Annotated in this window: 21 protein-coding genes and 1 tRNA gene; 13 read left to right on the top strand and 9 right to left on the bottom strand. The window is 44.2% G+C overall.

Annotation, left to right across the window (positions count from 1 at the left end):
* Positions 1-32: 32 nt before the first annotated feature.
* From KW060_RS08490 to KW060_RS08480, 3 genes are all read left to right on the top strand, one after another.
* Positions 33-1,103, top strand: a complete 1,071-nt coding sequence (locus KW060_RS08490; RefSeq protein ID WP_249034385.1) for a dipeptidase — start codon at positions 33-35, stop codon at positions 1,101-1,103.
* A gap of 193 nt (positions 1,104-1,296) precedes the next feature.
* A complete protein-coding gene (locus tag KW060_RS08485; RefSeq protein ID WP_249034384.1) occupies positions 1,297-2,421 on the top strand; it encodes a membrane dipeptidase in 1,125 nt (374 codons plus the stop codon).
* A gap of 20 nt (positions 2,422-2,441) precedes the next feature.
* On the top strand, positions 2,442-2,966 hold the full coding sequence (locus KW060_RS08480; RefSeq protein WP_249034383.1) for a PAS domain-containing protein: 525 nt from the start codon (positions 2,442-2,444) through the stop codon (positions 2,964-2,966).
* Positions 2,967-2,981: 15 nt separating this feature from the next.
* Here the strand turns inward: KW060_RS08480 and KW060_RS08475 are convergent, their stop codons facing one another.
* From KW060_RS08475 to KW060_RS08465, 3 genes are read right to left on the bottom strand one after another with little or no spacing between them, the layout of a single operon-like run.
* Positions 2,982-5,417 (bottom strand): M1 family metallopeptidase, encoded by a 2,436-nt coding sequence (locus KW060_RS08475; RefSeq protein WP_249034382.1) that lies wholly within the window; start codon positions 5,415-5,417, stop codon positions 2,982-2,984.
* A 20-nt stretch (positions 5,418-5,437) separates the two neighbouring features.
* Positions 5,438-6,661: a dipeptidase gene (locus KW060_RS08470; RefSeq protein ID WP_249034381.1), complete on the bottom strand. Its 1,224-nt coding sequence runs from the start codon at positions 6,659-6,661 to the stop codon at positions 5,438-5,440.
* Position 6,662: 1 nt separating this feature from the next.
* The gene (locus KW060_RS08465) at positions 6,663-7,169 is read right to left on the bottom strand and encodes a hypothetical protein (RefSeq protein WP_249034380.1); all 507 of its coding nucleotides are present in this window, start codon (positions 7,167-7,169) and stop codon (positions 6,663-6,665) included.
* 108 nt (positions 7,170-7,277) lie between these two features.
* Between KW060_RS08465 and KW060_RS08460 the strand changes: the two genes are divergently transcribed.
* From KW060_RS08460 to KW060_RS08440, 5 genes are all read left to right on the top strand, one after another.
* Complete coding sequence (locus KW060_RS08460) at positions 7,278-7,805, top strand: DsrE family protein (RefSeq protein WP_249034379.1); 528 nt, start codon at positions 7,278-7,280, stop codon at positions 7,803-7,805.
* A 23-nt stretch (positions 7,806-7,828) separates the two neighbouring features.
* Positions 7,829-8,368, top strand: a complete 540-nt coding sequence (locus tag KW060_RS08455; RefSeq protein ID WP_249034378.1) for a PAS domain-containing protein — start codon at positions 7,829-7,831, stop codon at positions 8,366-8,368.
* A gap of 91 nt (positions 8,369-8,459) precedes the next feature.
* Complete coding sequence (locus tag KW060_RS08450) at positions 8,460-9,590, top strand: pyridoxal phosphate-dependent aminotransferase (RefSeq protein WP_249034377.1); 1,131 nt, start codon at positions 8,460-8,462, stop codon at positions 9,588-9,590.
* 9 nt (positions 9,591-9,599) lie between these two features.
* Positions 9,600-10,472: an SDR family oxidoreductase gene (locus KW060_RS08445; protein ID WP_249034376.1), complete on the top strand. Its 873-nt coding sequence runs from the start codon at positions 9,600-9,602 to the stop codon at positions 10,470-10,472.
* A 3-nt stretch (positions 10,473-10,475) separates the two neighbouring features.
* Complete coding sequence (locus KW060_RS08440; RefSeq protein WP_249034375.1) at positions 10,476-11,204, top strand: RraA family protein; 729 nt, start codon at positions 10,476-10,478, stop codon at positions 11,202-11,204.
* Between the two features lie 116 nt (positions 11,205-11,320).
* Here KW060_RS08440 and KW060_RS08435 read toward each other — a convergent pair whose 3' ends face one another.
* Entirely contained in the window at positions 11,321-11,959 is a 639-nt protein-coding gene (locus KW060_RS08435; protein ID WP_249034374.1) for a DUF2799 domain-containing protein, read from the bottom strand.
* A gap of 116 nt (positions 11,960-12,075) precedes the next feature.
* On the opposite strand from KW060_RS08435, the gene KW060_RS08430 reads away from it, so the two are divergent.
* A complete protein-coding gene (locus KW060_RS08430) occupies positions 12,076-13,332 on the top strand; it encodes a hypothetical protein (protein ID WP_249034373.1) in 1,257 nt (418 codons plus the stop codon).
* A gap of 79 nt (positions 13,333-13,411) precedes the next feature.
* On the top strand, positions 13,412-13,936 hold the full coding sequence (locus tag KW060_RS08425; protein WP_249034372.1) for a hypothetical protein: 525 nt from the start codon (positions 13,412-13,414) through the stop codon (positions 13,934-13,936).
* Positions 13,937-14,055: 119 nt separating this feature from the next.
* On the opposite strand, the gene KW060_RS08420 is transcribed toward KW060_RS08425, so the two are convergent.
* From KW060_RS08420 to KW060_RS08405, 4 genes are all read right to left on the bottom strand, one after another.
* Positions 14,056-16,536, bottom strand: coding sequence for an ABC transporter permease (locus KW060_RS08420; RefSeq protein WP_249034371.1), 2,481 nt, complete (start codon positions 16,534-16,536; stop codon positions 14,056-14,058).
* A gap of 71 nt (positions 16,537-16,607) precedes the next feature.
* Complete coding sequence (locus KW060_RS08415; protein WP_249034370.1) at positions 16,608-19,091, bottom strand: ABC transporter permease; 2,484 nt, start codon at positions 19,089-19,091, stop codon at positions 16,608-16,610.
* Positions 19,092-19,363: 272 nt separating this feature from the next.
* Entirely contained in the window at positions 19,364-20,077 is a 714-nt protein-coding gene (locus KW060_RS08410; RefSeq protein WP_249034369.1) for a tetratricopeptide repeat protein, read from the bottom strand.
* Positions 20,078-20,176: 99 nt separating this feature from the next.
* Positions 20,177-21,163: a helix-turn-helix domain-containing protein gene (locus KW060_RS08405; protein WP_249034368.1), complete on the bottom strand. Its 987-nt coding sequence runs from the start codon at positions 21,161-21,163 to the stop codon at positions 20,177-20,179.
* Between the two features lie 108 nt (positions 21,164-21,271).
* Between KW060_RS08405 and KW060_RS08400 the strand changes: the two genes are divergently transcribed.
* Together KW060_RS08400 and KW060_RS08395 are read left to right on the top strand one after the other, a co-directional pair.
* Entirely contained in the window at positions 21,272-22,642 is a 1,371-nt protein-coding gene (locus KW060_RS08400; protein WP_249034367.1) for a pyridoxal phosphate-dependent decarboxylase family protein, read from the top strand.
* Positions 22,642-23,466 (top strand): MOSC domain-containing protein, encoded by an 825-nt coding sequence (locus tag KW060_RS08395; protein ID WP_249034366.1) that lies wholly within the window; start codon positions 22,642-22,644, stop codon positions 23,464-23,466. The genes KW060_RS08400 and KW060_RS08395 overlap by 1 nt, the downstream gene beginning before the upstream one ends.
* 12 nt (positions 23,467-23,478) lie before the next feature.
* Here KW060_RS08395 and KW060_RS08390 read toward each other — a convergent pair.
* Positions 23,479-23,552: transfer RNA gene (locus KW060_RS08390), tRNA-Cys, on the bottom strand.
* Positions 23,553-23,648: 96 nt separating this feature from the next.
* Between KW060_RS08390 and KW060_RS08385 the strand changes: the two genes are divergently transcribed.
* Positions 23,649-24,152, top strand: a complete 504-nt coding sequence (locus KW060_RS08385; RefSeq protein WP_249034365.1) for a hypothetical protein — start codon at positions 23,649-23,651, stop codon at positions 24,150-24,152.
* The last annotated feature ends 11 nt before the right edge of the window (positions 24,153-24,163 follow it).

Below are 24,163 nucleotides of genomic sequence, written 5' to 3'. Positions count from 1 at the left end.
CTTACACATAAAATATATATTGGGAGAATATAATGGATAGACGCGGATTTTTGGCTGGCGCGGCTGCGTTGCCACTTATGGCGGGATTGCCGAATATTTCATTTGCGGATGCACAAGGAAAACCATGGAACGGTAAATCACTGATTTTTGATGCCATGGGAGAACTTCGTGATGTTTATGACAATAGCCTGGTTGAAGAAATGCTGGAAAGCGGCATTCGTTCGATTTGTATTACTCTTTGTGATCCAAAGGTACAGGAACAGGAAGCATATGACCTGACCATGGAATGGATTTTGAAATATAATGAATTCCTTGACCGTAAATCACAATATTACATGCGTACAACCACCGTTAAGGATATCGCAAAGGCCCGTGAAGAGGGCAAAATGGCTGTCTTTTACCTGACGCAGAACTCAACCCATTTCCGTCGTAATCTGGATAATGTGGATATTTTCTATAATCTTGGTCTGCGTTCCAGCCAGATTACATATAACCATCAAAACTGGGCCGGTGCAGGTTGCGAAGAAACAAATGGTTCCGGCTTAACGATTTTTGGTCATGAACTTGTGGAAAAAATGAATGACATCGGCATGCTTGTGGATATCAGCCATTCCAACGAGGCCACAATGATGGATACGGTGATGGCATCCAAAGAACCGATCATCATTTCGCATTCCTGCTGTAAGGATCTATATGATCATCCACGCAATGTGCCGGACCGTATCATGAAGGCCTGCGCCGACCGTGGTGGTGTTATGGGTGTGACGCAAATGCGCCCGTTTATGACAACCGATCAAAACACGCAGATTTATATCGATCATATCATGCACGCGATTAACGTGATGGGGATTGATCATGTGTGTATCGGTTCCGACCGTGATCATCGCCGCCTTACCATGTCTGAAGAATATATCGCCGAACTGATCGCGGAAGAAGGCCACATTGACCCGGCGGAATACCCACTTTATTTCGAAGACCTAAACGGCCCACGCCGCATGGAATGGATCTGGGATAACCTAAAAGCACGCGGTCTTTCCGATGGCCAGATGGATAAGGTCATGGGGATCAATGTTTATAATCTTTATGAACAGGTTATTGGGTAAGATACCAGAGACCCTCGGAACAAGTCCGAGGGTGACATTTACATAACTGATTTATCTGGGTTACTCTAGGTATTCAAAAATGATTCAAATAAGAGCTCCACGAGGGGGGAAGCGCGCGAGCGCTGGGGGGAGCTCAAGTAGTGAGCGGGTAGCGAACGGTAGTTCCCCCCGTCACATATAATGGGAGAGAAAAATGGATAGACGACAATTTTTAGCGGGGGCATCGGCGGTTTCGTTAATGGGAACAATGCCGGCGGCATTTGCAATGGGGCAGGCATCAGATCCGAACTTTACCCCGGCATTGGTTGGTAAACCGTGGGATCCGAAACGTAATGCGATGGTATTTGATGCCATGGGTGAAATTCGTGATACTTATACGGATGAACTGATTGAAGAAATGCTCGCCGCCGGAATGCGGGCAATTGCGGTAACATGCGGTAATCCACGCCAACAAAATCAATCTGTTGAACAGAATTACCAGTCAGCACTGGAAGAAATGCTTTGGTTTGACCGCCATATCGAGGAAAAATCAAAATATTATCTTAAGGCGACAACAACCGCGGATATTGACCGCGCCCGTAAAGAGGGCAAACTTGCGATATTTTATCTGACGCAGAATTCAGAACATTTTATGCATGATCTGGATAATGTTGATGCCTTTTACGGTATTGGTCAGCGTATTTGTCAACTAACCTATAATTATCAGAATATGGTTGGTTCCGGCTGTATGGAACGTCACGGTTCCGGTATCACGCGTTTTGGTGGTTTGCTTATTGAAAAACTGAATGACATAGAAATGATGATTGATTTAAGTCATTCAAATGTTCAAACCGCCCTTGATGCCATTGAAATATCGGAAAAACCGATCCAGATTTCACATACAACCTGTTATGATGTTAATCCGAACCCGCGCGCCATGCCGGATGAAGTGTTAAGAAAACTTGCGGATAAAGGCGGTGTGGCAGGGATCACACAAATGAGAACCTTTATGACGCTTGAACGTTATGGTATGGTTCATCTATATTTTGATCATATTATGCATGCGATTAATGTGATGGGCATTGATCATGTGGGTATTGGATCGGACCGTGATCATCGCCGGCTTGTTGTGACGCCGGAATATCTGGAAGAAATGCAACGCGAACAAGGGCCGCTTTTTGATGTGCGCCGTGTACCGCTTTATTTCGAAGAATTAAACAGCCCGCGCCGCATGGAAGTGATCTGGGATAAACTGCTTGAACGCGGCCTATCTGAAGATGACGCGGAAAAGGTAACGGGACTTAATTTCTATAATCATTACAAAAAGTTAGTGGGGTAACTTAAAGTCAAGGTTTGTGTATGAACAGTAGCTTTTATAAATTTGAAGAAGGAAACAAGCATTCTGATTATCATGTCAGTAATCTTGAACTTAATGACGTTCAAGGTGTCAAAGATTTAAAATCAGATGCGCAGAAAATCATATATGAATATTTCCAAGGCAAGACACAAGGAATGCGTCTTGCCAGACGAGATGACATCGATCCATCGGAAATAAAGTCATATTTACCCAGTTCTGTTATTGCGGACATTGTAAGAAATGAGCAGGGCGAAGTGATCGATCTTGAATTACGTTTGATGGGAACGCTTGTTACCGAATTTTATGGTGAATTGACGGGTAAGAACCTTTCAAATTATGGTGATCCAGATGCAGTAAGCCGGGTGATGACGGCGGTTCGTGCCTTTAACGAAACGCGCCGACCGCTTATTTATACATCCGATCATGAAAAAGGATTTAAGTCCATGGTCGTCAGCATTTTCTTTTTCCCGCTATCAACAGACGGGGAAAATATTGATCAGCTTTTCTGCACATTCGAGATCGGCTGATCAATCCGTAAACCATTAATGCGGACCTTTTTCGGTATAAAGGTCCGCCCATTCAATCAGACGTCTTGCGGCCGCATCGGCGTCTGTTTCATCTTTTTCCCGTCGTTCATTAATCAGTTGCTGTAATGGTGTGATTTCCGTTAGGTTTTCATTCATCATGTCGCGGCGGTTAAGTCCCCGTGATTTAACAAGTTCAAAACGGCTTTGTTCCATGCGGCTTGGGAAATGGTTGTTATTCCTGTCTGCGTCGGCGGTTTCATATTTTGGGTCCAGTTCCACTGATTTGATCGCTTTTTCTGTCACGATCATTTTTGTGACCTGATCATAATTCAATTTCCAGATTTCAGCGGGGAAACGCATTTCTTCGCGGCTGCCGTCCACATATTCAATTTCAAGGTAAATCGGCATCACAAGACCACCTTTATTGGTGAAATCAAGCATATAAATATTACTGTCATCATTTAACAGCTGGATTTGCCAATCTTCGAGGCCCGCGATTAGTTTATTATATTCATCGCGCATTTTGTTGGTGACGGTGAATTCATCATTTTCGTTATAAAAATCCAGAATATCCGGGAATTCATCAACCCTTTTGGGCAGATGGTCATTACTGAAATAGCTTGGGTGTTTGCGTTTTGCTTGTTCCTGCCTGCGTTTAAAGGCTTCTTCGATTTCTGGGTTCTTGGTATCGATTGTGAAATGACGAACATTATCCAATGAAATATCAACATGGTCGGTGGTATAAAACCAACCGCGCCAGAACCAATCAAGATCAATGCCTGATGCATCCTCCATGGTGCGGAAGAAGTCAGCCGGTGTTGGACGTTTAAATTTCCAGCGCTGGGCAAATTCACGGAAAGCGAAATCAAATAGTTCCGGCCCCATAATGCTTTCGCGCAGGATATTTAACGCTGTTGATGGCTTGGCATAGGCATTGTTGCCATTTTGAATGGTTTGTTCCGCGTTTGTCATGATCGGGCGTTGATTTGTGCTTGTCATGTAATTGACGATGTTTCTTGGGTCGATGCGCTGTAATGGGTATGTCTCGCTCCATTCTTGCTGTGCAACATTTTGCAAGAAACTGTTTAGCCCTTCGTCCATCCATGTCCATTGACGTTCATCGGAATTGACGATCATTGGGAAATAGTTGTGCCCCACTTCATGAATGATCACCATAATAAGCGCCAGTTTCGAAAGTCTGCCATATGTGCGGCTGCCATCTGGATGCACGGTTGGGCGGGTCGGGTTAAAGCTGATCATCGGGTATTCCATGCCGGAAACAGGGCCATTCACGGAAATGGCCGTGGGGTAAGGATAGGTCAGCGAATATTTATTATAAACATTCAAGGTATGGGCAACCGCGTGTGTGGATACTTTCGGCCACGTGGGGATGCCCGCCATTGGGTAAAATGACATGGCCATGACGGTTTCACCATTTTCCTTCATTCGGTGGCCCATGGCATCCCAGATGAATTTACGGCTTGAGGCAAAAGCAAAATCACGCACATTTTCCGCGGTGAAATGCCACGTTTTTGTGTCAGTTGCTTTTTCCTTTTCATTTTCAAGCGCTTCGTTCGGGGTAATGATAAACATGGGCGCAGATGCTGTGCGGGCCTCGATTAATCTATCGCGCTGCGTCATGGTTAAAACATCGGCGGCATTTTGTAATGTTCCGGTAGATGCAACCACATGGTCGGATGGTACGGTGATGGATACATCATAATTGCCGAATTCCAGTGTAAATTCGCCTTTGCCCTGGAATTCCTTGTTATGCCAACCTTCGTAATCGGAATAAACGGTCAGGCGGGGGTACCACTGGGCAATTTGAAACAGATAATTATCATCACGCTCAAAATATTCCATACCTTGTCGGCCAACATCGTAATCAAGGATATTATACCACCAATCGATAGAAAAACTGAATGTATCGCCAGGCGCCATGACGGCGGGCAAATCAACACGCATCATCGTACCGACGATTGTCATTTTAAGGTCATTACCGATTTCGTCTTTAAGTGACGTGATTTTAAAACCACCATCAAATTCGCGGGCATCTTTATATTGGCTAAAGCGTTTGAATGACATTCCTTTGGTTGATTTGGATACGGTTTCGGCGCCCAGTTCCATCGATGTTTTTGAATTGAATTTATCCTGATCGAGTTGCATCCAGATATATTTTAATTCATCCGGCGAATTATTGTGATAGGTGACATCAGCCGTACCAGTGATTGTTTTGGCATTTTCGTCCAGTGTTACGTCGATTTTATAATCGGCCTGTTGCTGCCAATATTCATGACCGGGCGCACCCGAGGCGGTTCTATAGGCATTGGCTGTTGGCAGATATTCATCAAGCTGGCGGAACTTGTCATTTAATTGTTCCGGTGTTTGTGCATTTGAAATATTGATTAATAACGCAGTACTTAAAAACAAAATAAATGATTTAATAGGCATCTTTAGTTCCTGATTTAGGGTTAGTTCCTTAATTTCGCGGATGCTTCATTGACCCGTTCCCAAAGGGCGAGTGTATTGGCGCTCCATAATTTTTCGATTTCTTCTTCAGTGTATCCACGGTTCAGCAATTCTTTAGTCACATTGACGGACTGGCTTGCATTGTCCCAACCGTCAATGCCGCCGCCGCCATCGAAATCCGAACTGATGGCAACCTGATCAATGCCCATTAAACGGACGGCATAATCAATATGGTCAACAAGGTCATTTACATTGGCGCGGGGAAAACGCGACAAATGTTCGCCGTATATTTCTTCAAATTCCGGTGTGCCGAAATGTTTGTTATAAATAAATTCCGGATCGCCATGTGCGTCAGCCACCTTTTGTAAGGCGATGGCCTGCGATGTTTTATAGGTAGGATCGAATTTCAAAAATTGATTAAAGGCAACAACCTGCATCACACCGCCCGCATCCCGCAGCGCAAGCATTTGTTCATTGGTCAGGTTCCTGACATGACCGGATAGGGCATAAACGGCGGAATGTGATGCGATCGGCGGTACTTTGGAATGTTTGACCGATTGCATCATACAGTCATGTGATGTGTGCGATACATCAACCATCATCCCCAAACGGTTCATTTCATCAATGGCCGCACGTCCAAGGTCGGTTAGGCCGCCATGTTCGGTTTCACCGTCGCCATTTTTTGCCAAGGGCTGCGCACTGTCGCATAAGTCATTATGCCCATTATGAGTAAGGGACATATATCTTGCGCCGCGGTTATAATATTCTTCGATTAATGAAATATCCTGACCAATAGCGAAACCATTTTCAATGCCCATCATCGCGACTTTTTTGCCCGATGCGTAAATTTCACGGGCCTGTTCGGGGGTATAGGCAATGGCAATCCGGTCAGCATATTTTTCCGCCATCCAGTGGATGCTATCAAAACGAAGCTTTGCGATGCGTTTTGCTTCAAGATAATTTTCTGCGGTGCGTTCTGTTTGCGATGTATAGATGCTAAAGAAAACACCATCAAGGCCACCTTGTTCCATTTTAACAAGGTCAACTTGCTGATCCGTCAGCGTTCCCGGATCAAGGGCCGGATTGGTCATCATATCTTCCTGAATATCCACATGGGTATCAATGGTGAATATGCGTTCATGCACGGCTTCGGCGCTCATGTCTTTATGCGCATCAGTGCCACACCCAATAAGAAGCAGGGGAAGAATAAATTTAATAGGCTTCATATTAATGAAGGCCGCTGCGCTTTAAGAAAAATTCAATCTGATCATCATGGTAACTTAATAGTTTGCCGAATCTTGTCGCGATTTCGCGTCTTGCAGCAAGATCGTATTTACCGTCATCAATGATTTTTTGTTTATAGGCTTTAACCGCCATATAATCTTTTAACACTTGGTCATCTTTATACATGATCAATAGAATTTTACCGTTTGTACGTTCTTCGGGGAACATATCGGTGACCAGGAAATCATCTTCGCGGTAATATTTAATGCCTTGGCGTTCGATGGCATGTTTGAAAATTGGTTCATAGGTATCAATGGTTTCTTTATCCATCGGTGCGCTAAGGCCGATTTTTTTAAGATCATATTTTATGGTTTCACCAAGCCCGGAAACCGCACCAACATGGTAATAAATATTCGCCGTTGTATAGTTTTCAGGATCAAGATCCTGCGCGGCTGAATACTGAAAAGAAATTACACACATACCAAACAATAAAACAAATTTTTTTAACATTTGCTTATCCCTCCAAAGATTTTTTATAAATATGGCTTGTCACTAGATTGGAATAAATATAGTTTACATGCAAGATATTTTTTTTAAGGGTTTATAAAGGGGTATATTATGAGAACAATCATTACATTTATTATGGGGATTATGATCGCCATTACTGCGAATGCGCAGACGATAAAAGGGCCGGTTTTTGATTTTGTGGAAACGGCACGCGTTGATGCGGACATGGTCGTTCCAAAAGATAAAGTGCTTAAGGTTGTCTATGACACATATCAGGGCGCGGAAAGTGGAAAGGTCAATTCAACGTTCACAAGCGCCGCACGTTTTATCAATATGCACGTGGATGCGGGGCACCCACAGGAAAATATCAAGGTTGCGATTGTTGTTCACGGTACGACTTCTATTGACGTGACAAAGGACGAATATTATGCTGAACATCACGGCGGCGCAAAAAATGCAAACGCGGATGTGATTGCAGCATTGGTCGCTGAAGGGGTAGATATCTATATATGTGGGCAGTCGGCTGTGTTTCGCGGCGTGACACGGGAAAACATCCTTCCGGGTGTAAAATTCTCTCTATCGGCCATGACGGCACATGCGATGCTCCAATCAGAAGGATATTCTATCATTCCATGGTAATTGATAGCAGCTTGGGGGTTGAGATGAACTTAAAATACGAAACAGATACTAATAAACCCGAATTCGAGTTTATGACGGTACATGACAACCTGGATGTCCTGACAACTGGGCAAAAGGAAATCTGGGATCATTTTTATGCGGGCAAAGAAAAAATTGGCCCGCTTGATAAAGATGATATTGATCCGATAAAGATCGCAAAATATCTGTCGTGTGTCTGGATGGCGGATTTATACCTTGATGACGAAGGCAAGCTTAAAGATTATAAATACCGTCTGATCGGCACGCGATTAACACCGATATACGGGGAAAGAACCGGCGAAAAAATAATCAGCGATGATGGGCCACTCTCGCTTAAAAACCAAATGCCGGCGGCATATTACCGCATCACCAATGTTTTATCGTTGCTCGCGGAAACGAATATGCCGGTCTTTAGCCGCAGTTATTATACGGAACGCGCAAGACAGCATTTAAATGTTTCCGGGATCACCATTCCCGTTTGTCATGATAGCGATGACGTTAATATGATTTTTGGGTTTGTAGATTTAAGCAGAACGGTAGTTTGATTATTTAGTAAGCATAATTTTGAGTAAATAAGGGAATAAAGGGAAGTAGAACGAAAATAAATAATTGGGGTACAAAACGAGGGAATAAATAATGAAATTATCACGCCGTAAATTTATGGGCACAACCGCCGCGGGGGTTGCGAGTGCACCACTTTTATTAAATACGGAGGCGGCCGCGGAACTGGCCCCGGATGATATTGACTGGAGCATGGGTTTCCCAGATGGTTCAACACTTTTAAACCGTAATGAAAACCCGATTGGCCCATCACCAAAGGCCGTCCAGGCCGCAAAAAAAGGCGTTGAAAAATCATTTAGATATGCCGACCGCATATTAATCAGAAAATTACTCGCTGAAGAACACGGTGTTCCGGAAGATCACGTGATAGTTGGCGTTGGTTCCGGTGAAATTTTAAATATTATGCCGCTTGTTTATATGCGCGAAGCAAATAAAAATATGGTCGCCGTATGGGAAAGTTACCGCCCTGTACCGGGGCGCGCCACGCTTCTTGGGGGTGAGGTAAAATGGGTGAACCTGTTACCGGAAGAAGATTACCAGTTTAATGTGGACCGTTTGCTTGCGGCGGTGGATGCGGACACGCGTTTATTGTTCCTTGTGACACCAAATAACCCGACCGGCGCGGTGATGGGTTATGATGATGTTAAGCGCCTTGCGGATAATCTGCCGGATCATGTGAAGCTGATCATTGACGGCGCATACCGTGATTTCCAAAATGATGGTCGCGATGAAATTGAACTGATTAAAGGCGGCAATAAAAACATCCTTGTCACCCGTACATTTTCAAAAATTTATGCGATGGCGGGTCTTCGTGCAGGATACGGCATTGCCCATCCTGATATCATCAAGGAATTATCGAAATTTGGCGGCAGCCCGACCAGCGTGAACATGGCCGGTTTCGGCGCAATGGCAGCAAGCCTTGGTGATGATGAATTTATCGCGAAATCACGCGGCTTTGTGAAAAATGCCCGTTCATATTTTGAACGTGAACTTGGTGCGCTTGGTATCAACACAATGGCAGGGCCACCAATTTTTATATTGGCAGAATTCGGTGAACGCACGCAGGAAATCGTTGATGCCTTAAAAGCACGCAAGATTTTCATCCGTGCAGGTGGCGAATGGGGTATGCCAAATCACGCGCGTATTTCATATGGTCTTGATCATGAAAATGCGACATTGATTGCGGCATTAAAAGAAATTCTCTAAGGAAATATCATGCGTGTACTTGTTTATGGTGGCACCGGGTCGCAATCTGGCCCGGTTGTGGATGAATTATTGAATAAGGGCCACACCCCCGTCGTTGTGACGCGGACTATGCCGGATAATCCAAAAGAAAATATCGAATATGTCACGGCCAATCTGTCGGACCGTGACCGTTTGATGGAAATCAACAAAGATATTGATGCGGTATCATTTTTATTGCCCGCTTTCCTTGGGGATGATGATGATGCGGCGGCATACGGTAAAAACGCCATTTACGCGGCCGTATATGGCAAGGTCAGCCGTTTTATTTGGAATGCCAGCGGTCCGATATATGATGACCCGCTTGAGCCAAAATGGGAAATCTTTGATTATTTAAAAAACAGTGGTCTTGAATATGTGGTGTTTGAGCCAACGACCTATATGGAAAACTGGCTTGGGCCGTGGACGGCACCATCGGTTTTAAATGATGATGAAGTATCATATCCGGTGCTTGATCCCGTGAAAATGGGATGGCTCGCAAGCCGCGATGTGGGCAAATTGGTGGTTGCCGCGATTGAGGACGGCACCGTTAAAAATAAACGTTTCGACATCAGCGGCATTGAAACACCAATCGGCGTGGAACTGGCGGAAAAATTTAGTGCTGCCCTTGGCCGTGATATTAAATACCGTGCCATGACGCCGGCTGAGATGGGCGCGGCGATTGATGCGGCCTTTGGTCCCGGATCAGGGGATAGAATTGCCGAAATGTACCGCCATGAACAGGAAAACCCCGATGAAGAACCAAAATTCCACGACATGACGGACGTGTTAAAAACATTCCCCGTGGAAATGAGCACCATTGAAGACTGGGTGAGGGATCACCGCGCCGCATTTGAAAAGGAATAAATAATGGAAAAAATTTCAAGACGAGAATTAATGGGCGCGGGTGCAGCCGTTGCCGCCACAGCGGCCCTTGGTACCGCAAAAACATTTGCCGCAACCTTACCCGAAGGGATACGCGGCGCAAACGTCAGCCTGATCGCCAGTGCCATGGGTAAGGTGGGCATGGATGCGGCCACATATTCCATGACACCGGATATCAAGCCACTTGTGGAACATGGCGAAACCATCATAGGACCAGCGATTACCTGTAAATGGGAAATTGCCCCGCTTGATGACGTGGAAGATATCAATAAATATGTCTATGACCCGCTTGATCAGGCACCCGCAGGATCCGTCTGGGTCATTGAAAGTGGCACTGATGAAATATTCAGCATGTTTGGTGACATCATCACCCAAAGCTGCACGCAGCGTGGTATGCTTGGCGCCGTAACCGATAGCGGCTGTCGCGATATTCAGGAAATGAAAAAACAGGGTTTTTCCGTATTCGCCAAGGCCACTATTCCATACGGCCCGACCGGATTAAAACCAACCGGTGCGAATGTGCCGATTAAGTGCGGCGGTGTCGACGTAAAACCCGGCGACCTAATCGCCGCCGACGTCGACGGCGTCATCGTTATCCCGTCAGAACATATCGAACAAGTGGCCGAAGGCGTCGCAAAACACCTTGCATATGAACAGGATGTCAGACGTAAAGTCGAAGCCGGGCAAACGTTAAGAGAGGCTTATCCTTATTGAGGAAAATTGTGTCATTCCCGCGAAAGCGGGAATCCATTTCTACACAAAATAAATCTTTCGTGCTTATACATGGATCCCCGGGGCTGGGCCCGAGGATGACAGCAATTTGTAGTTTTTTAAATCGCCCCCGGGTAACGACCCGCAATACTGGATGCAAAGGCGGAAAGGTCGGCGCGGGCGGCTTCCAGTTCGGCTTGCATTTGTGGCAGGCTTTGTTGCAATGCGCCACGTTCTTCTGCCATTTCCTTAATGGTTAGGGCGTAATCGATGCGTTGTTGCGTCGTCATATCCGTCATCGCAAGGGCGATGGCATCTTCGGTTAATTGATTTTCAAGCGCGTTAATGGCGTTAATGGTGTCGTTAATCGCGTGATCAAGGCTGCTGACGTGGTTTTCACGTTCCCTTAAGCCACGACCGTCCTGATACGCGGCAAGGAATTGTCCTTCGGATTGCTGGGCGCAGACGTTATTATAAGTGCCGCCACGACGGCCGATTTCAAACCCACGGCGTGGTTGACAGTAGTTCGCAAGTCCCTGATCACGGCCCATCAGATATTGATCCATGTCCGGTCTGACACCGAATTCGGCACATGCCTCACCACGGCGTTCAAGCCAGCTCATATCACGGCCGGCGCTGCCATCCTGAAAACCAATTGTGCGCCAATCGGCGACAAGACATTGATTTTCATCCATCATTTTTCCACATCCGGTTAAAATAAGTACCAGTGGGATCGCAGCAATAAGGTTTTTTTTCATTTTTATCTCCTATTGAACGCAGTCTCGCAAAACAAGATTAACAAGTCCTGAACATAAAATTTATTTTCTATACATTTTCAGTAAATTTTATAAAATAATAAAAAAATGAGGTCACATTGAAACGTTTTCTTATTCTTGCATTCGGTTTTGTATTAATGACCGCGGCGACCCCAGTGACGGCGCAGCAGGTCAGATACCATGTAAAAATTGATGAAGCCACACCGACCATCGCCAAAGTCACCATGACATTACCCACAAGACGTGACGGGCGGGCTCTTTATTCCCGTGCGGGCGATAATCAAACAAAAACGCAAGTCGCGAATGTGAATTGCGCGGGAAAAACCATTGAACCCGACGCCCGCGGAAGATGGCGGCTTCCCGGCGCATGCAGAACCATTAATTGGGATGTGAACTTGATTGTTGAGGGGGACGAGGGCATCGCCGGATTTGATCAAAAATCCGTATTGATGAAATCGCGCCGCTGGTGGGTATTTGCAAGCCCCAGTGCGTTATTACGCCTGACCCGTGAACCCAGAAGCTTGAAAATTACATTTGATGTGCCACATCAAGAACCGTTTGATGCGCGCCTTCCATCCGCGAGCAGGCCGCCGGCTTATTTCGCGCTTGGGGATTATAAACAAGAAAGCGTCAGGCGAAATGGCGTTATTTTAAATTATATTTCCGATGATCCGGAATACACGTCACAATTTGTGAAGCCGGATGACCATGCGGCGGCGCTTTCCTATATGTCAAAAGTGCTCGGTGTGTCGCAAGCGGGCAGCACACAGGAAATCACCATGATTATGATGGGGATTATTCGCGACCGTGGCGTGCTTGGTGGGGCGGCGGGATCAAACGCCATGATCGTGAATTATATTTATGAAAATGAAAAATCCCGTGAAATGGAACGCTATCTTCCCATACTGGTGGCACTTCATGAACAGTTTCACCAACTTTATAGCGGCACGTCGCATCCGGTATGGGTCACGGAAAGCCTCGCGCATTATTATGCGACCAAGGCAATATTGAAAATATATCCAGATAACAAAGTGGTAGAGGGCATTGTTAATGAATTATATCAAGCGGATCGCGGTGATGTTCCCGGCCTTCTTGAAATTAACAGACAAGTGGACGAAGAAAGAAAATTTGATCATTATAATCAATTCTATAGCCTCGGTTCCGCATATTGGAAAAAGATTGACGACCTGATCGCGAGCGGTTCCGGCGGTAGCAATAGCCTTGATGATTATCTTGCGGACATCATGCGCATGACATTTCGTAAAGGGGTCGGTATTCCATTACGGTTCCGCGATCAAATCCGTTATGTGGGTGATGATGATCTTGAAAAAATAGAGGCGGACTATCTTTTTTAATTTCTTATTTGTATTTGTAATATTTATTTTATAAGGTGCTAATATATATTGAAAAACAATAAGTTATAAGAGGCATGGGATGGAAACGATTACCTGTGATGTGGGGATTACATATGTTGCGGATAGTGCGATATCCGACAGCTTTGATGTTTCTGAACTTGACCAAATGAAGTCGAAAATACAAACAAATTCAACTCGAGAATTATTAGAAACGTGGATCACGCTTTACCATGAGAAAAACATTCCATTACGAAAAGATTTTACCCTGAATTTGGTTAAAAAATATATTAAAGACCTCGCCTTTGGTGAATGTGAATTGGATACAGGGCGTTTCATCGTTTTAAATCATGGTGAGGGAATTACCTCGCTTCATAATCAAAACTTTTTAAGAACTTATATCGATGAAATGCCGCATTCACAGGATGTAAAAGATTTCTGGACTAGAAATTTTCGACGCTGCGTTAAAGGGCACCCTTACCTTGAGCATTTTAGAGTGGATATTAAGGGGCGCTGGAAGGTCGCCGCTGAATCTATCGTCTTGCCAATCAAATCTGGTAAAAGTGATGACATTGATATGTTTGTCACCACTTTTGTTGAATTCTAAGGGATTAAAAATAGGTGTCATTACCCGACTTGATCGGGTAATCCATGTTTAATTCTGATAAATTTATCCATATTGAAATGGATCCCCGGGCGGGGCCCGAGGATGACGATGATTTTGTGTTACTCATACCTAAGCGCCTTAATCGGGTTTCTACGCGCGACGGCATATGAATTCCCCGCAACCGTCGCCCATGCAATCAGCAGCGCGGTAAGTCCGGCGAGTAGGCATAATGCAATGATTACCATGTCATCAATGCGAACGACAAAACTTTCTAACCAGCGGTTCATGACAAAATAAGATATTGGCCATGCAATGATATTTGCGATCAGGACGGGCTTACTGAATTGCAAGAGTAACATTTTAATGATTTGAATGTCACTTGCGCCCATGACCTTGCGAATACCGATTTCCTTTGTGCGGCGCTCCGCTGTAAAGCTCGCCAGACCATAAAGCCCCAGACAGGCTATGAAGATCGCGAGGCCTGAGAAGGCCGCGAACATGGTCATTTGATTTTGTTCTGATTTATATTCATTTAGCATTCGCTCTGTGGCGAATTCATATTTAAGGGTAATGGTTGGAAGTTCTTGTCTCCAAAGTGCTTCAATATTTGAGATTAATTCTTGTGGGTCGCCCGTAAACTTGACGCTAAAAACATCCGTTTTACTTGGGTCAAGAAAGAAAATTTCTGCTCTGACAGGGGTTTTATAATTTTCGAGACGTACGTCGGGAATAACGCCGACAATTTCAAAATCCCGATAATAAAGCTCATCGTTATGACCGCCATGTTGATAAATAAATTTACCGATGGCTTCTTCTGGCGTGCCTAGATCAAATTGCCTTAGGGCCGATTCATTGACGACTAATGGCAAGATATTAGGTTTTCCTTCGCTAATTTCTTTAAAGCTTGGCCATTCGGTTCGATCATTTCGATTATATGTACGACCATTTAGTGTTTTGATTTTATAGGTTTCAAAATAATTAAAACCTACGCGACTGGAGTTTATTTTGATCTGAGGTGCGGTCATGCCTCGCTCATTCCACATGGACCTGACAATTTCTGTTTCTGGCGCAGGCATAAAATTCGATGTCGTTGTTGAAATTACATTAGGTATGCGGTCAAGCTCACTGAGCAGTACTTCTGATTTTTCATTTACCTCGGTTTGGCCGAAGTTCGAGATAACAAGAAGGTTTTCTTTTTCAAAGCCAGGATCGCTAGTCATTGCAAAGTTAATTTGCTGATAGACAACAGCCGTAGAAATAAAAAGGATAATCGAAATAGAAAATTGCAACACAACAAGAAAATTTCTTAACCTGAGTGATGCCCTATTCTCGTTAGATTGGTTTGACTTTAAAATATCCGCGGGCCGGAACTCAGAAAGGATAAAGGCTGGATATATGCCACCCAAGAAACCAACTAAAATTGAAACGAATAAAATTAAAACTGTTTCGAAGGAATTCAGTTTCAGTATTATTTCGGTACCAAGCCAATTATTGATAAAGGGTATGGTAACCTCTGTGAAGAAAATGGCAATTACCATCGCAATAAGTGACAGAATGACAGATTCACCAAGAAATTGATGAATAAGATTTTTGCGAGTGGCGCCGACGGTTTTTCTAAGGCTTACTTCTTTGGCACGTTTACTGGCGCGTGCAGTTGACAGGTTCATGTAATTAGTCGCTGCAATGAATAATATCATAAAACTGACAATCGTTAATATCGTCAGATTTTTTTGATTAGCGAGCTGCTTTTCACCCGCGGATGCAGTTGATTTTAAATGTATGTCGCTAATATTAAGTGTTTTAAGATTAATGATATCTGACGTTTTAAAGCCTTCAATATTTTTGAATGCGTCGAAATGACGTTCAACAAACGCAGGTAACGCGGAATTGATGCTTTCGATATTGGCATTTTGTTTTAATGTAAAAAAGAGAGGGCCACCCCAAGCAACCCACCTGGGGCTCAAATAAACAGAATCTTCCCAATCTTCAATTAAATAAGGCACAATGATTTCTGCATCAATCATGCTATTGACTGGTAAGTCCTCAATAACAGCGGCAACCGTATAATCACGAGTAAAATGTGAATATTTTATCGTTACTATTTTGCCCAGCGGTGCAACGTCCCCAAAAATTTTTGTTGCTGTTGTTTGGTTGATTATCAGATTGCTTGGTTCATTCAATACATTATCAAGGCTTCCTGATAACACCTTGAAGTCAAAAATAGAGGTTAGGGCAGGATCAGCAAGCTTTATCGTATTCTGGATATGTTTGTTACCGAAACTGGTTGTTACACCTTGGCTAAAATAGCGTGAAGTATGTTCAACTTGCTGAAAATCTTGTTCAAATACCGTTTTTGCAAGTGGTGTAACGGTTGCATATTCAAGTCTTTCGATACCGGGTTGATTATAAATAGTATGCATGCGGTAAATATTATCCGCATTTTTCCAAAAACTGTCATAGTTATTCTCATATCTGACATAAAGCGTGATCAGCATGACGGCGGCAAGCCCAATGGCTAACCCCATAATATTGATCAGGCTAAATAATTTATGTCTGATGAGATTGCGGTAAGCGAATTTTATATAATTTGTAAGCAGCATATTTCCCCCCTGAGTGTCTATTCAACCGAGAAACAGTATCACAAACTATTACAATCGGCAAATCGTCCTTCTTACTCATACCTCAATGCCTTGATAGGATTCTTACGCGCGACAGCATATGAATTACCCGCAACCGTCGCCCATGCGATGAGTAAGGCCGTTAGCCCGGCGAGTAGGCACAGTGCGATGATGACCATGTCATCAATTCTATACACAAAGCTCTCCAGCCACCTCGACATCGCCAGATAAGCAATCGGCCACGCGATGATGTTGGCGATCAGTACGGGTTTACTGAATTGGAACACAAGCATTCTGACAATCTGGAAAACCTCCGCACCGAAAACTTTACGGATACCGATTTCCTTGGTGCGGCGTTCGGCGGTGAATGATGCAAGGCCGAATAGGCCGAGACAGGCAATGAAAATCGCAAGGCCAGAGAAGGCCGCGAACATTGTCATTTGCCCTTTTTCAGCGAGGTATTGGTTGATTAATTTATCAATGACATGGTCATATTTAAACGGCACACCCGGTATGACATTTTCCCAAACCTTTTGAACATCACTTGTGATGTTAAAGGGGGAATCTGTAAAACGAATGGTGATTGATTCAATATATGATTGATTGAGATCGTATGTTTCCGGCTGACTTTCCAGTTTTAATGTATTTAAGTTTAAATCATCAATAACGCCGATAATTTCCCGTTGAAAGGTAAGCCCTTCATCAGCTTCGCCGAATGGTTCATAAATGACTGTACCGATTGCATCTTCGGGTGAGCCGAGATTTAGATTTCTTAATGCAGATCGGTTCACAATAATTGATGATACATAACCATCACCATTTCGGATTGCTTCGCGTGTTGGACGCATATCCTTACGCGCTGGATCATATGTTCTGCCGGCGATGATGGGAATGTCGTAAGTTTTAAAAAAATCATATCCAACGTTTTTATAACTTATGACCTTTGCGTTTTCCGCGTCCATTTGTTCGGTGTAATAAGGTGCTGCGCCGCTTCCTTCTGATGCGAGCGTGAAGCCTGCTGTTGTCACACTTTCAACATTTGGTAATGCTTTTAAGGTGTTGATAAGGCTATCTTTATTCGCGGTGATGGTGTCGCGGTTATTTACCGGAAGGATAAGAAGGTTTTCTTTATTAAACCCTAAGTCTTTTGAATATAGATGTTCCAATTGATAATAAATGACAGCTGTGGAAACGAATAAAACGGTCGATATTGTGAACTGGATAATAACCAGTATGTTTCGAAATTTATTTGAGGAACGATCAGTGGTTGATTGATTGGATTTTAACATACTGGCCGGTCTTAATCCGGAAAGGATAAAGGCGGGATAAATTCCAGCAAGTAAACCAACGATAAGCGGCAGAATTAGTAAGCCTAGTAATTCATAGCTGTCATATTCAAGGGTAAGCGGTAATTTTATGATATCGGCATAAAAGGGAATTGAAACTTCAACCAATACAAGGCCGATTAGTAAAGCGGTAAACGCATAAACCACGGATTCAGACAGAAATTGAACGACAAGTTTTCTTTTCGCGGCACCCACCAATTTTCTTAAACCAATTTCCTTTGCGCGAAGGGTGGCGCGGGCCGTGCTTAAATTCATAAAATTAATGCTGGCGATTAGTAATATTAAAAATGAAACTGCGATATAGATATAAATGGTGTTTATGTCATTGCGGGGCTTGGTTTCAAATTCGCCGTATGATTTGAAATGCAAATCCTTAAGCGGGAGTGCTTCAATAGTGATGACGTCTGATTTTTTATTGTCAGAAACGCCCAGCCTAATGGTAAAATTGCGGTCAATATATTCGGGTAATTTGCTGTTAAATTCATCAATGTCGAAAGATGGACCAGTCATGAAATAGGTAAATGAACTCGGCCACAGGTCATTGGTAAGTATTGGATGGTCGCCAAAATCATTTTCATCAAGCAATGCCATGGCCGTAAAATCGAGCATGCTATTTTGTGGTACATCATCAATAACCGCGCCGACAATGTAATCACGGGAAAAGATATTAAAATCCATTGATAAGGTTTTCCCGATGGGATCATCGTCACCGAAATGCTTTTTGGCGAGTGTCGTTGACAGAATAATATGATTATTTTGTTTTAATGAGTTTTCAATGTTCCCTGCGATAACGGTGAAATCAAAAATATCAATAATTTCCGGGTCGACGAGCACGACGTTTTCTTCATAAACTTCGTTGTTTAGGCTTAATGTCGGGGTTGGAAAGGGGGGCATAATTCTTGTGACTTTTTCAATTTCTGGGAAATCTTTCAAAAGAAAACTTCTTTGAATGGAAGCCATGCGGGCAAAGGATACCGTATCCATGCCTTCCAAATCATATGATGTATGTGGCCGATAAATATTATCCGCATTTTTCCAGAAACTGTCGTAGCTTGTCTCATACCTAACATATAACGCGATGAGCATCACGGCGGCGAGGCCGATGGCTAGGCCCATTATGTTGATGATGGAAAACAATTTATGACGCAGGATGTTACGCCATGCGGATTTTATGTAGTTTGTTACAAGCATTTATTCGCTCCCCAAAGAAAAACAGTCGTCATACTCGGACTTGTTCCGAGTATCTCGAGACCCACGGAATAAGTCCGTGGGTGACGTTCTTTATCGTTTTAAGGAAAGGAGCCACTCCCATAGCTTCTTTCACTATTAACATTATGTAATTTCCTGTATTTCTCTACTGCAAGTGGTGTGCCAATTATTTTGTTGTTTATTTTTAATGGGTTATAGATTTAAAGATAATAATTGATGTTCGCTTTCGTACAAAAGTGTTCATTTTCGAACAGTCATTTTGCTTTGTTTTCTTCATCATCCTTTGGCGGTTCGGGGAATTTTGTGACCCAGGCTTCGGCGAGGGCTTCTGCCTTGGCGACGTCGTCTTCTGATATGATTGTGCGCATGTCGAATTTATTGACGTTGCCTTCTAGGCTGCCGCGGCGGTCGGCGACATCAAACCACATATAGGCCATGATGTAATCTTTAGGTACGCCTTCGCCGTTAAAATACATGGTGCCAAGGTTAATGTACGGTTTTTTAATGCCGGCTTCGGCCGCGCGTTCATAATATTCACGGGCCAGTTTATAATCCTGATCCACGCCGTAACCCCGATGATACAGTTCACCAAGGCTCGCGAGAGAAAGCATGTTGCCTTGCTCTGCTGATTTTTTGAACCAATATGCGGCCTCGCTAAAGTTTTGAACGATGCCGTGTCCTGTCATATAAATATTGGCGAGGTTGTTTTGCGATTTCATATGTCCCGTGTTTGCGGCCAATGAATAATAATTGACGGCTTCACGCATGTCTCTTTTGACCCCTTCGCCGCGGGCGTACATTTGCGCGACGATATATTGGGCGAAAATGTTGCCGCGTTGTGCCTCGGTCTTGTATTCTTTAAAGGCTGCCTCGTAATCTTTTTTCATCATGAATTCCCGCGCGGTGACCATATCGGCGTGCGCGGATGATGTGATGACCATCAATAGTAAACTTAATAAAATACGCATATCATACCCCCTTTGATGAATGTTGGATTATTAAGCAAGCCCAATGTGGCGGAATTTGGGCGAAAATGTGGCATTATAGTTAGGCCTCAGGCGCCAACACTAATTTGCAGGAACCGTACTGTTCTTGCGGTAAAATAATGGGCTGTGGCCAAGCATTTCTTTAAACAGGCGTCTTAATGAACTGCCGGATGCATAGCCGCAGGCCTCGGCAACGATATCAATGGGAAGGTCGGTTTCAAGAAGCAATGATTTTGCGCGCTCGAGTTTTTGAATTTTAATCCATTCACCGTATGATGTGCCGGTAATTTTCTGAAACTGTCTTGTGAATGTTCTGGGGCTAAGCCCAGCGTTACTGGCGGCTTGTTCAATGGTCATGGTTTCTGAAATGTTGGCGCGGATGTCATTTAAAATTTGAGGTAATTTCTGATGTTTATTTTGCGGCAGGATCGGTTGGGTGATTTCCTGTTTTTGCGCGCCGGCGCGGACCGGGGAAACAACCAGGCGTTTTGCGACGATGTTCGCTTTTTCAAGGCCGTAATCCTGCTGTACCACATGTAGGCATAAATCAATGCCCGCGGCGCTTCCGGCGGATGTGTATAAATTGCTTTCTTCGCAGTAAAGCGGCGCGTTATCCACATTGATATCAGGGAAGTTTCCAACAAAATCATTAATAAACCGCCAATGGGTTGTGGCGCTTTTACCCGTTAAAAGTCCCGTTGCCGCTAGCACATATGCACCGCCGCATATGGCGACAATGCGCGCGCCATTTTCGTATGCGTCCTTAAGTGCGGTGATCAAGGATTGCGGCACATCCGTATATGGTTCCCGCCAACCGGGCAGGATAATGATATCGGCATTTTTTAATGCATCAAGACCGCGTTCAACATGATAGGTGACACCACCAACGGCGCTAAGGGTTTCGCCTTCTGCGCTGATCACTTCGAAATTATACCAGTCATTACCAAATTCCGGTCGGGAAAGGCCGAATACCTCGGCCGCGATGCCGAATTCGAAATGGCATAATCGGTCATAAGCGATAACAGCGACCCGCGGGCCATTTAGTGTTTTTGTATCAATATTGGTCATAATTTTGCAATTTTACACAATTTTGACCATATTTGCATGTTATTTGTCGCTATGGTGTGTGGAAAATAATTATTGAATTACGCATTTTATTCATGAAAGGAATTTATCATGAAAAAAAATGACTGTGTTTTTGATGCCGCCTATCAAGCGAGCTATGAATATTTAAAAGAATTGAATGAACGGGACATTATGCCGACGGATGCGGCGATTGCATCGTTAAAATCGTTACACATCCCCATGCCGGATGACGGGCAAAATGACGTTGATGTGATTAATGAATTGCATGAGATCGGATCGCCAAACACGGTTGCGTCCACCGGTGGGCGATATTTCGGTTTTGTGGTTGGTGGCGCGCTTCCGGTAACGATGGCGGCACATTGGCTTTCGACCGTATGGGATCAAAATGCAGGTACATGGATTTTATCACCGATCGCCGGGGAATTAGAAGACGTCGCCGGGAAATGGATGCTTGATTTGCTGGATTTGCCGCGGGATGCGGTTTTCGGGTTTGTTACCGGGGCAACCATGGCGACATTTTCATCAATCGCGGCGGCGCGTTCGGCGCTTTTAAAACGAAAAGGGTTTGATGTTAAAAAATCGGGTCTTTTTAACGCGCCAAAAATTCGCATTATCATGAGCGAGGAAATCCACCCGACCAACATTGCCGCATTCGGATATGCGGGTTTTGGTTTGGATCAAATTGAATATGTCCCGGTTGATGAAGAGGGCAGAATAATTGTGGACGAGATGCCGGAACTGGATGATCTTTCGATTGTTATATTACAAGCGGGCAATATCAATTCCGGTTCGTTTGATGATTTTGATGCTGTGACCAGAATTGCGAATGATGCCGGGGCATGGGTGCATGTTGATGGTGCATTCGGGCTTTGGGCGCGGGCAAGCGCGGAAAAGAAACATTTAACCCACGGCATTGAAAAGGCCGATTCATGGAGTGTCGATGGCCATAAATGGTTAAACCTGCCACAGGATTCCGCGATTTATTTTTGCCGTGACGGTGATGCGGTGAATGATGTGTTTGGTGTCACAGCCACATATTTAATGCGCGATCAAAATCGCCAAGGCAATAATTATACCCCGGAATTAAGCAGACGCGCCCGTGGTGTGGAATTTTGGGCGGCGTTAAAATCGCTTGGTGCCAAGGGGGTCGCGGAAATTGTCGACCGGTCATGTTATCACGCGGTCACATTTACCATTGGGTTAAAAGAAATGGGCTTTACAGTGATGAATGATGTGGTGTTAAATCAGGTTGTTTTTGCCGTGGATGATCAGGAAAAAACAAAAGCCATTCTTGAACATGTGCAAAATTCGGGCGTGGTGTGGCTGGGGCCAACAACATGGAAAGATAAATACGCCATGCGCATCAGCGTTTCATCCGCAGCAACAACGGATATAGACGTAAGAAAAAGCCTTAAAGTGTTTGAACGTGCCTATCAAAAGGTCATGAATGGAAATGAATAATGAAGGTTGAAAAAATAATCCTCTATCCGGTTAAATCAATGGCCGGGTACGAGGTGGACAGCGCAGAATGTGATGAAAACGGCCTTATGGGTGACAGGCGATTTGTCGTCACCCGCCCGGACGGGAAATTTTTAACATCAAGACAAGTGCCCGCCATCATGATGTTAAAACCAATATGGCTCGCGGATTATAGCGGTATTGTGATTAAAGGGAAAAGTGGCCAGATCAAGGTACCAGTCCCCGCATCAGACACGAACGAAAGCATTAAAGTCTGGAATGATAGTGTTGAAAGCGCCGATTGCGGTGATGATGTGGCGAAATTTTTAAGCCGTGAACTGGGCCGCGATGCACGGTTAAAAGCCATCGGTAATAAGGGCAGGCGGCATTCAGAAAATAATGAACATGCACCGGACAGTTATGCGGATGCAATGCCGCTTTTGGTTATGACGCAGGAAAGCATTGATCATATGAATGATCATCTTGATGATGGCGTGACATGGAAAAACTTTAGACCCAATGTGCTGTTAACAGGTGCGGATAAACCATTCGCAGAGGATTTCTGGCAAGAGATTAACATCAGTAAGGGTCGCATGACGTTAGAGTATGGCTGCGCCAGATGCGTGATGACAACGGTTGACCCGGAAACGGGCGAATTCCGTAAAGACAAAGAACCTATGCGCCATTTAAGAACATACCGTAAAGAAAGCGATAAACAGATTTACGTAGGCCAAAACGCCGTATCCCATGGGAGCATTACTGTGAATATGGGAGATGCTGTTACCATTCACAAAACACGTGAAAAGAATGTGTTACAGGGCGAGTGATTGTTAGGATTGTGGAGGCGCGGACCGGAATCGAACCGGTATACACGGATTTGCAATCCGCTGCGTAGCCATTCCGCCACCGCGCCGAAATGGAAATGAGTGTTTCGCACAATCCGCATATGAATTCAAGTGATAAAATCACCATCATTGAAAAAAGCGAACTATCACAGTAAAGTTTGGTTATGAAACAGTTATTATTCATATTGGCCGCAATCACTTTGTCGGCCTGCGCATCAAAACCGGATCGTTTTATGGGCTTTTATCAATCCGTTGACGGCACATTGCCGGATAGTCAGGCATATTTGCTTGAGCGTGGTGTTAAGCCGCGCCTGATCACCACAGAGTATTTTGATGATGATCTTAAAATATTCACAGATCAGAATTTCGCGGTTGTCGGCAAAAGCGAGTTTGCCGCGCCACTTCAGGAATATGATGACGCCATAAAATTAGGGCAGGATTTAAAAGTTACCCATATTTTACTGGAACAAAAATACGCTTATAGCGGCACCAAAAAAGCATATAAATTCAAAAGTTTTTACCGTTATTATCCATCCGGATACGGCGTAAACTATTACGGCATACCCACAATGACATACGACCGCATGCCCGATGTGATGTCGATCCCGTATAATAAAGAAATCCCCATTTTCAAACAACGCGCCGTGTATCTCGTAAAACGGAAATAGTTGTTCCTTAA

It is taken from the genome of Pseudemcibacter aquimaris (assembly GCF_028869115.1).
Lineage (GTDB): Bacteria > Pseudomonadota > Alphaproteobacteria > Sphingomonadales > Emcibacteraceae > Pseudemcibacter > Pseudemcibacter aquimaris.
This window is presented reverse-complemented; position numbering and strand designations above follow the sequence as displayed.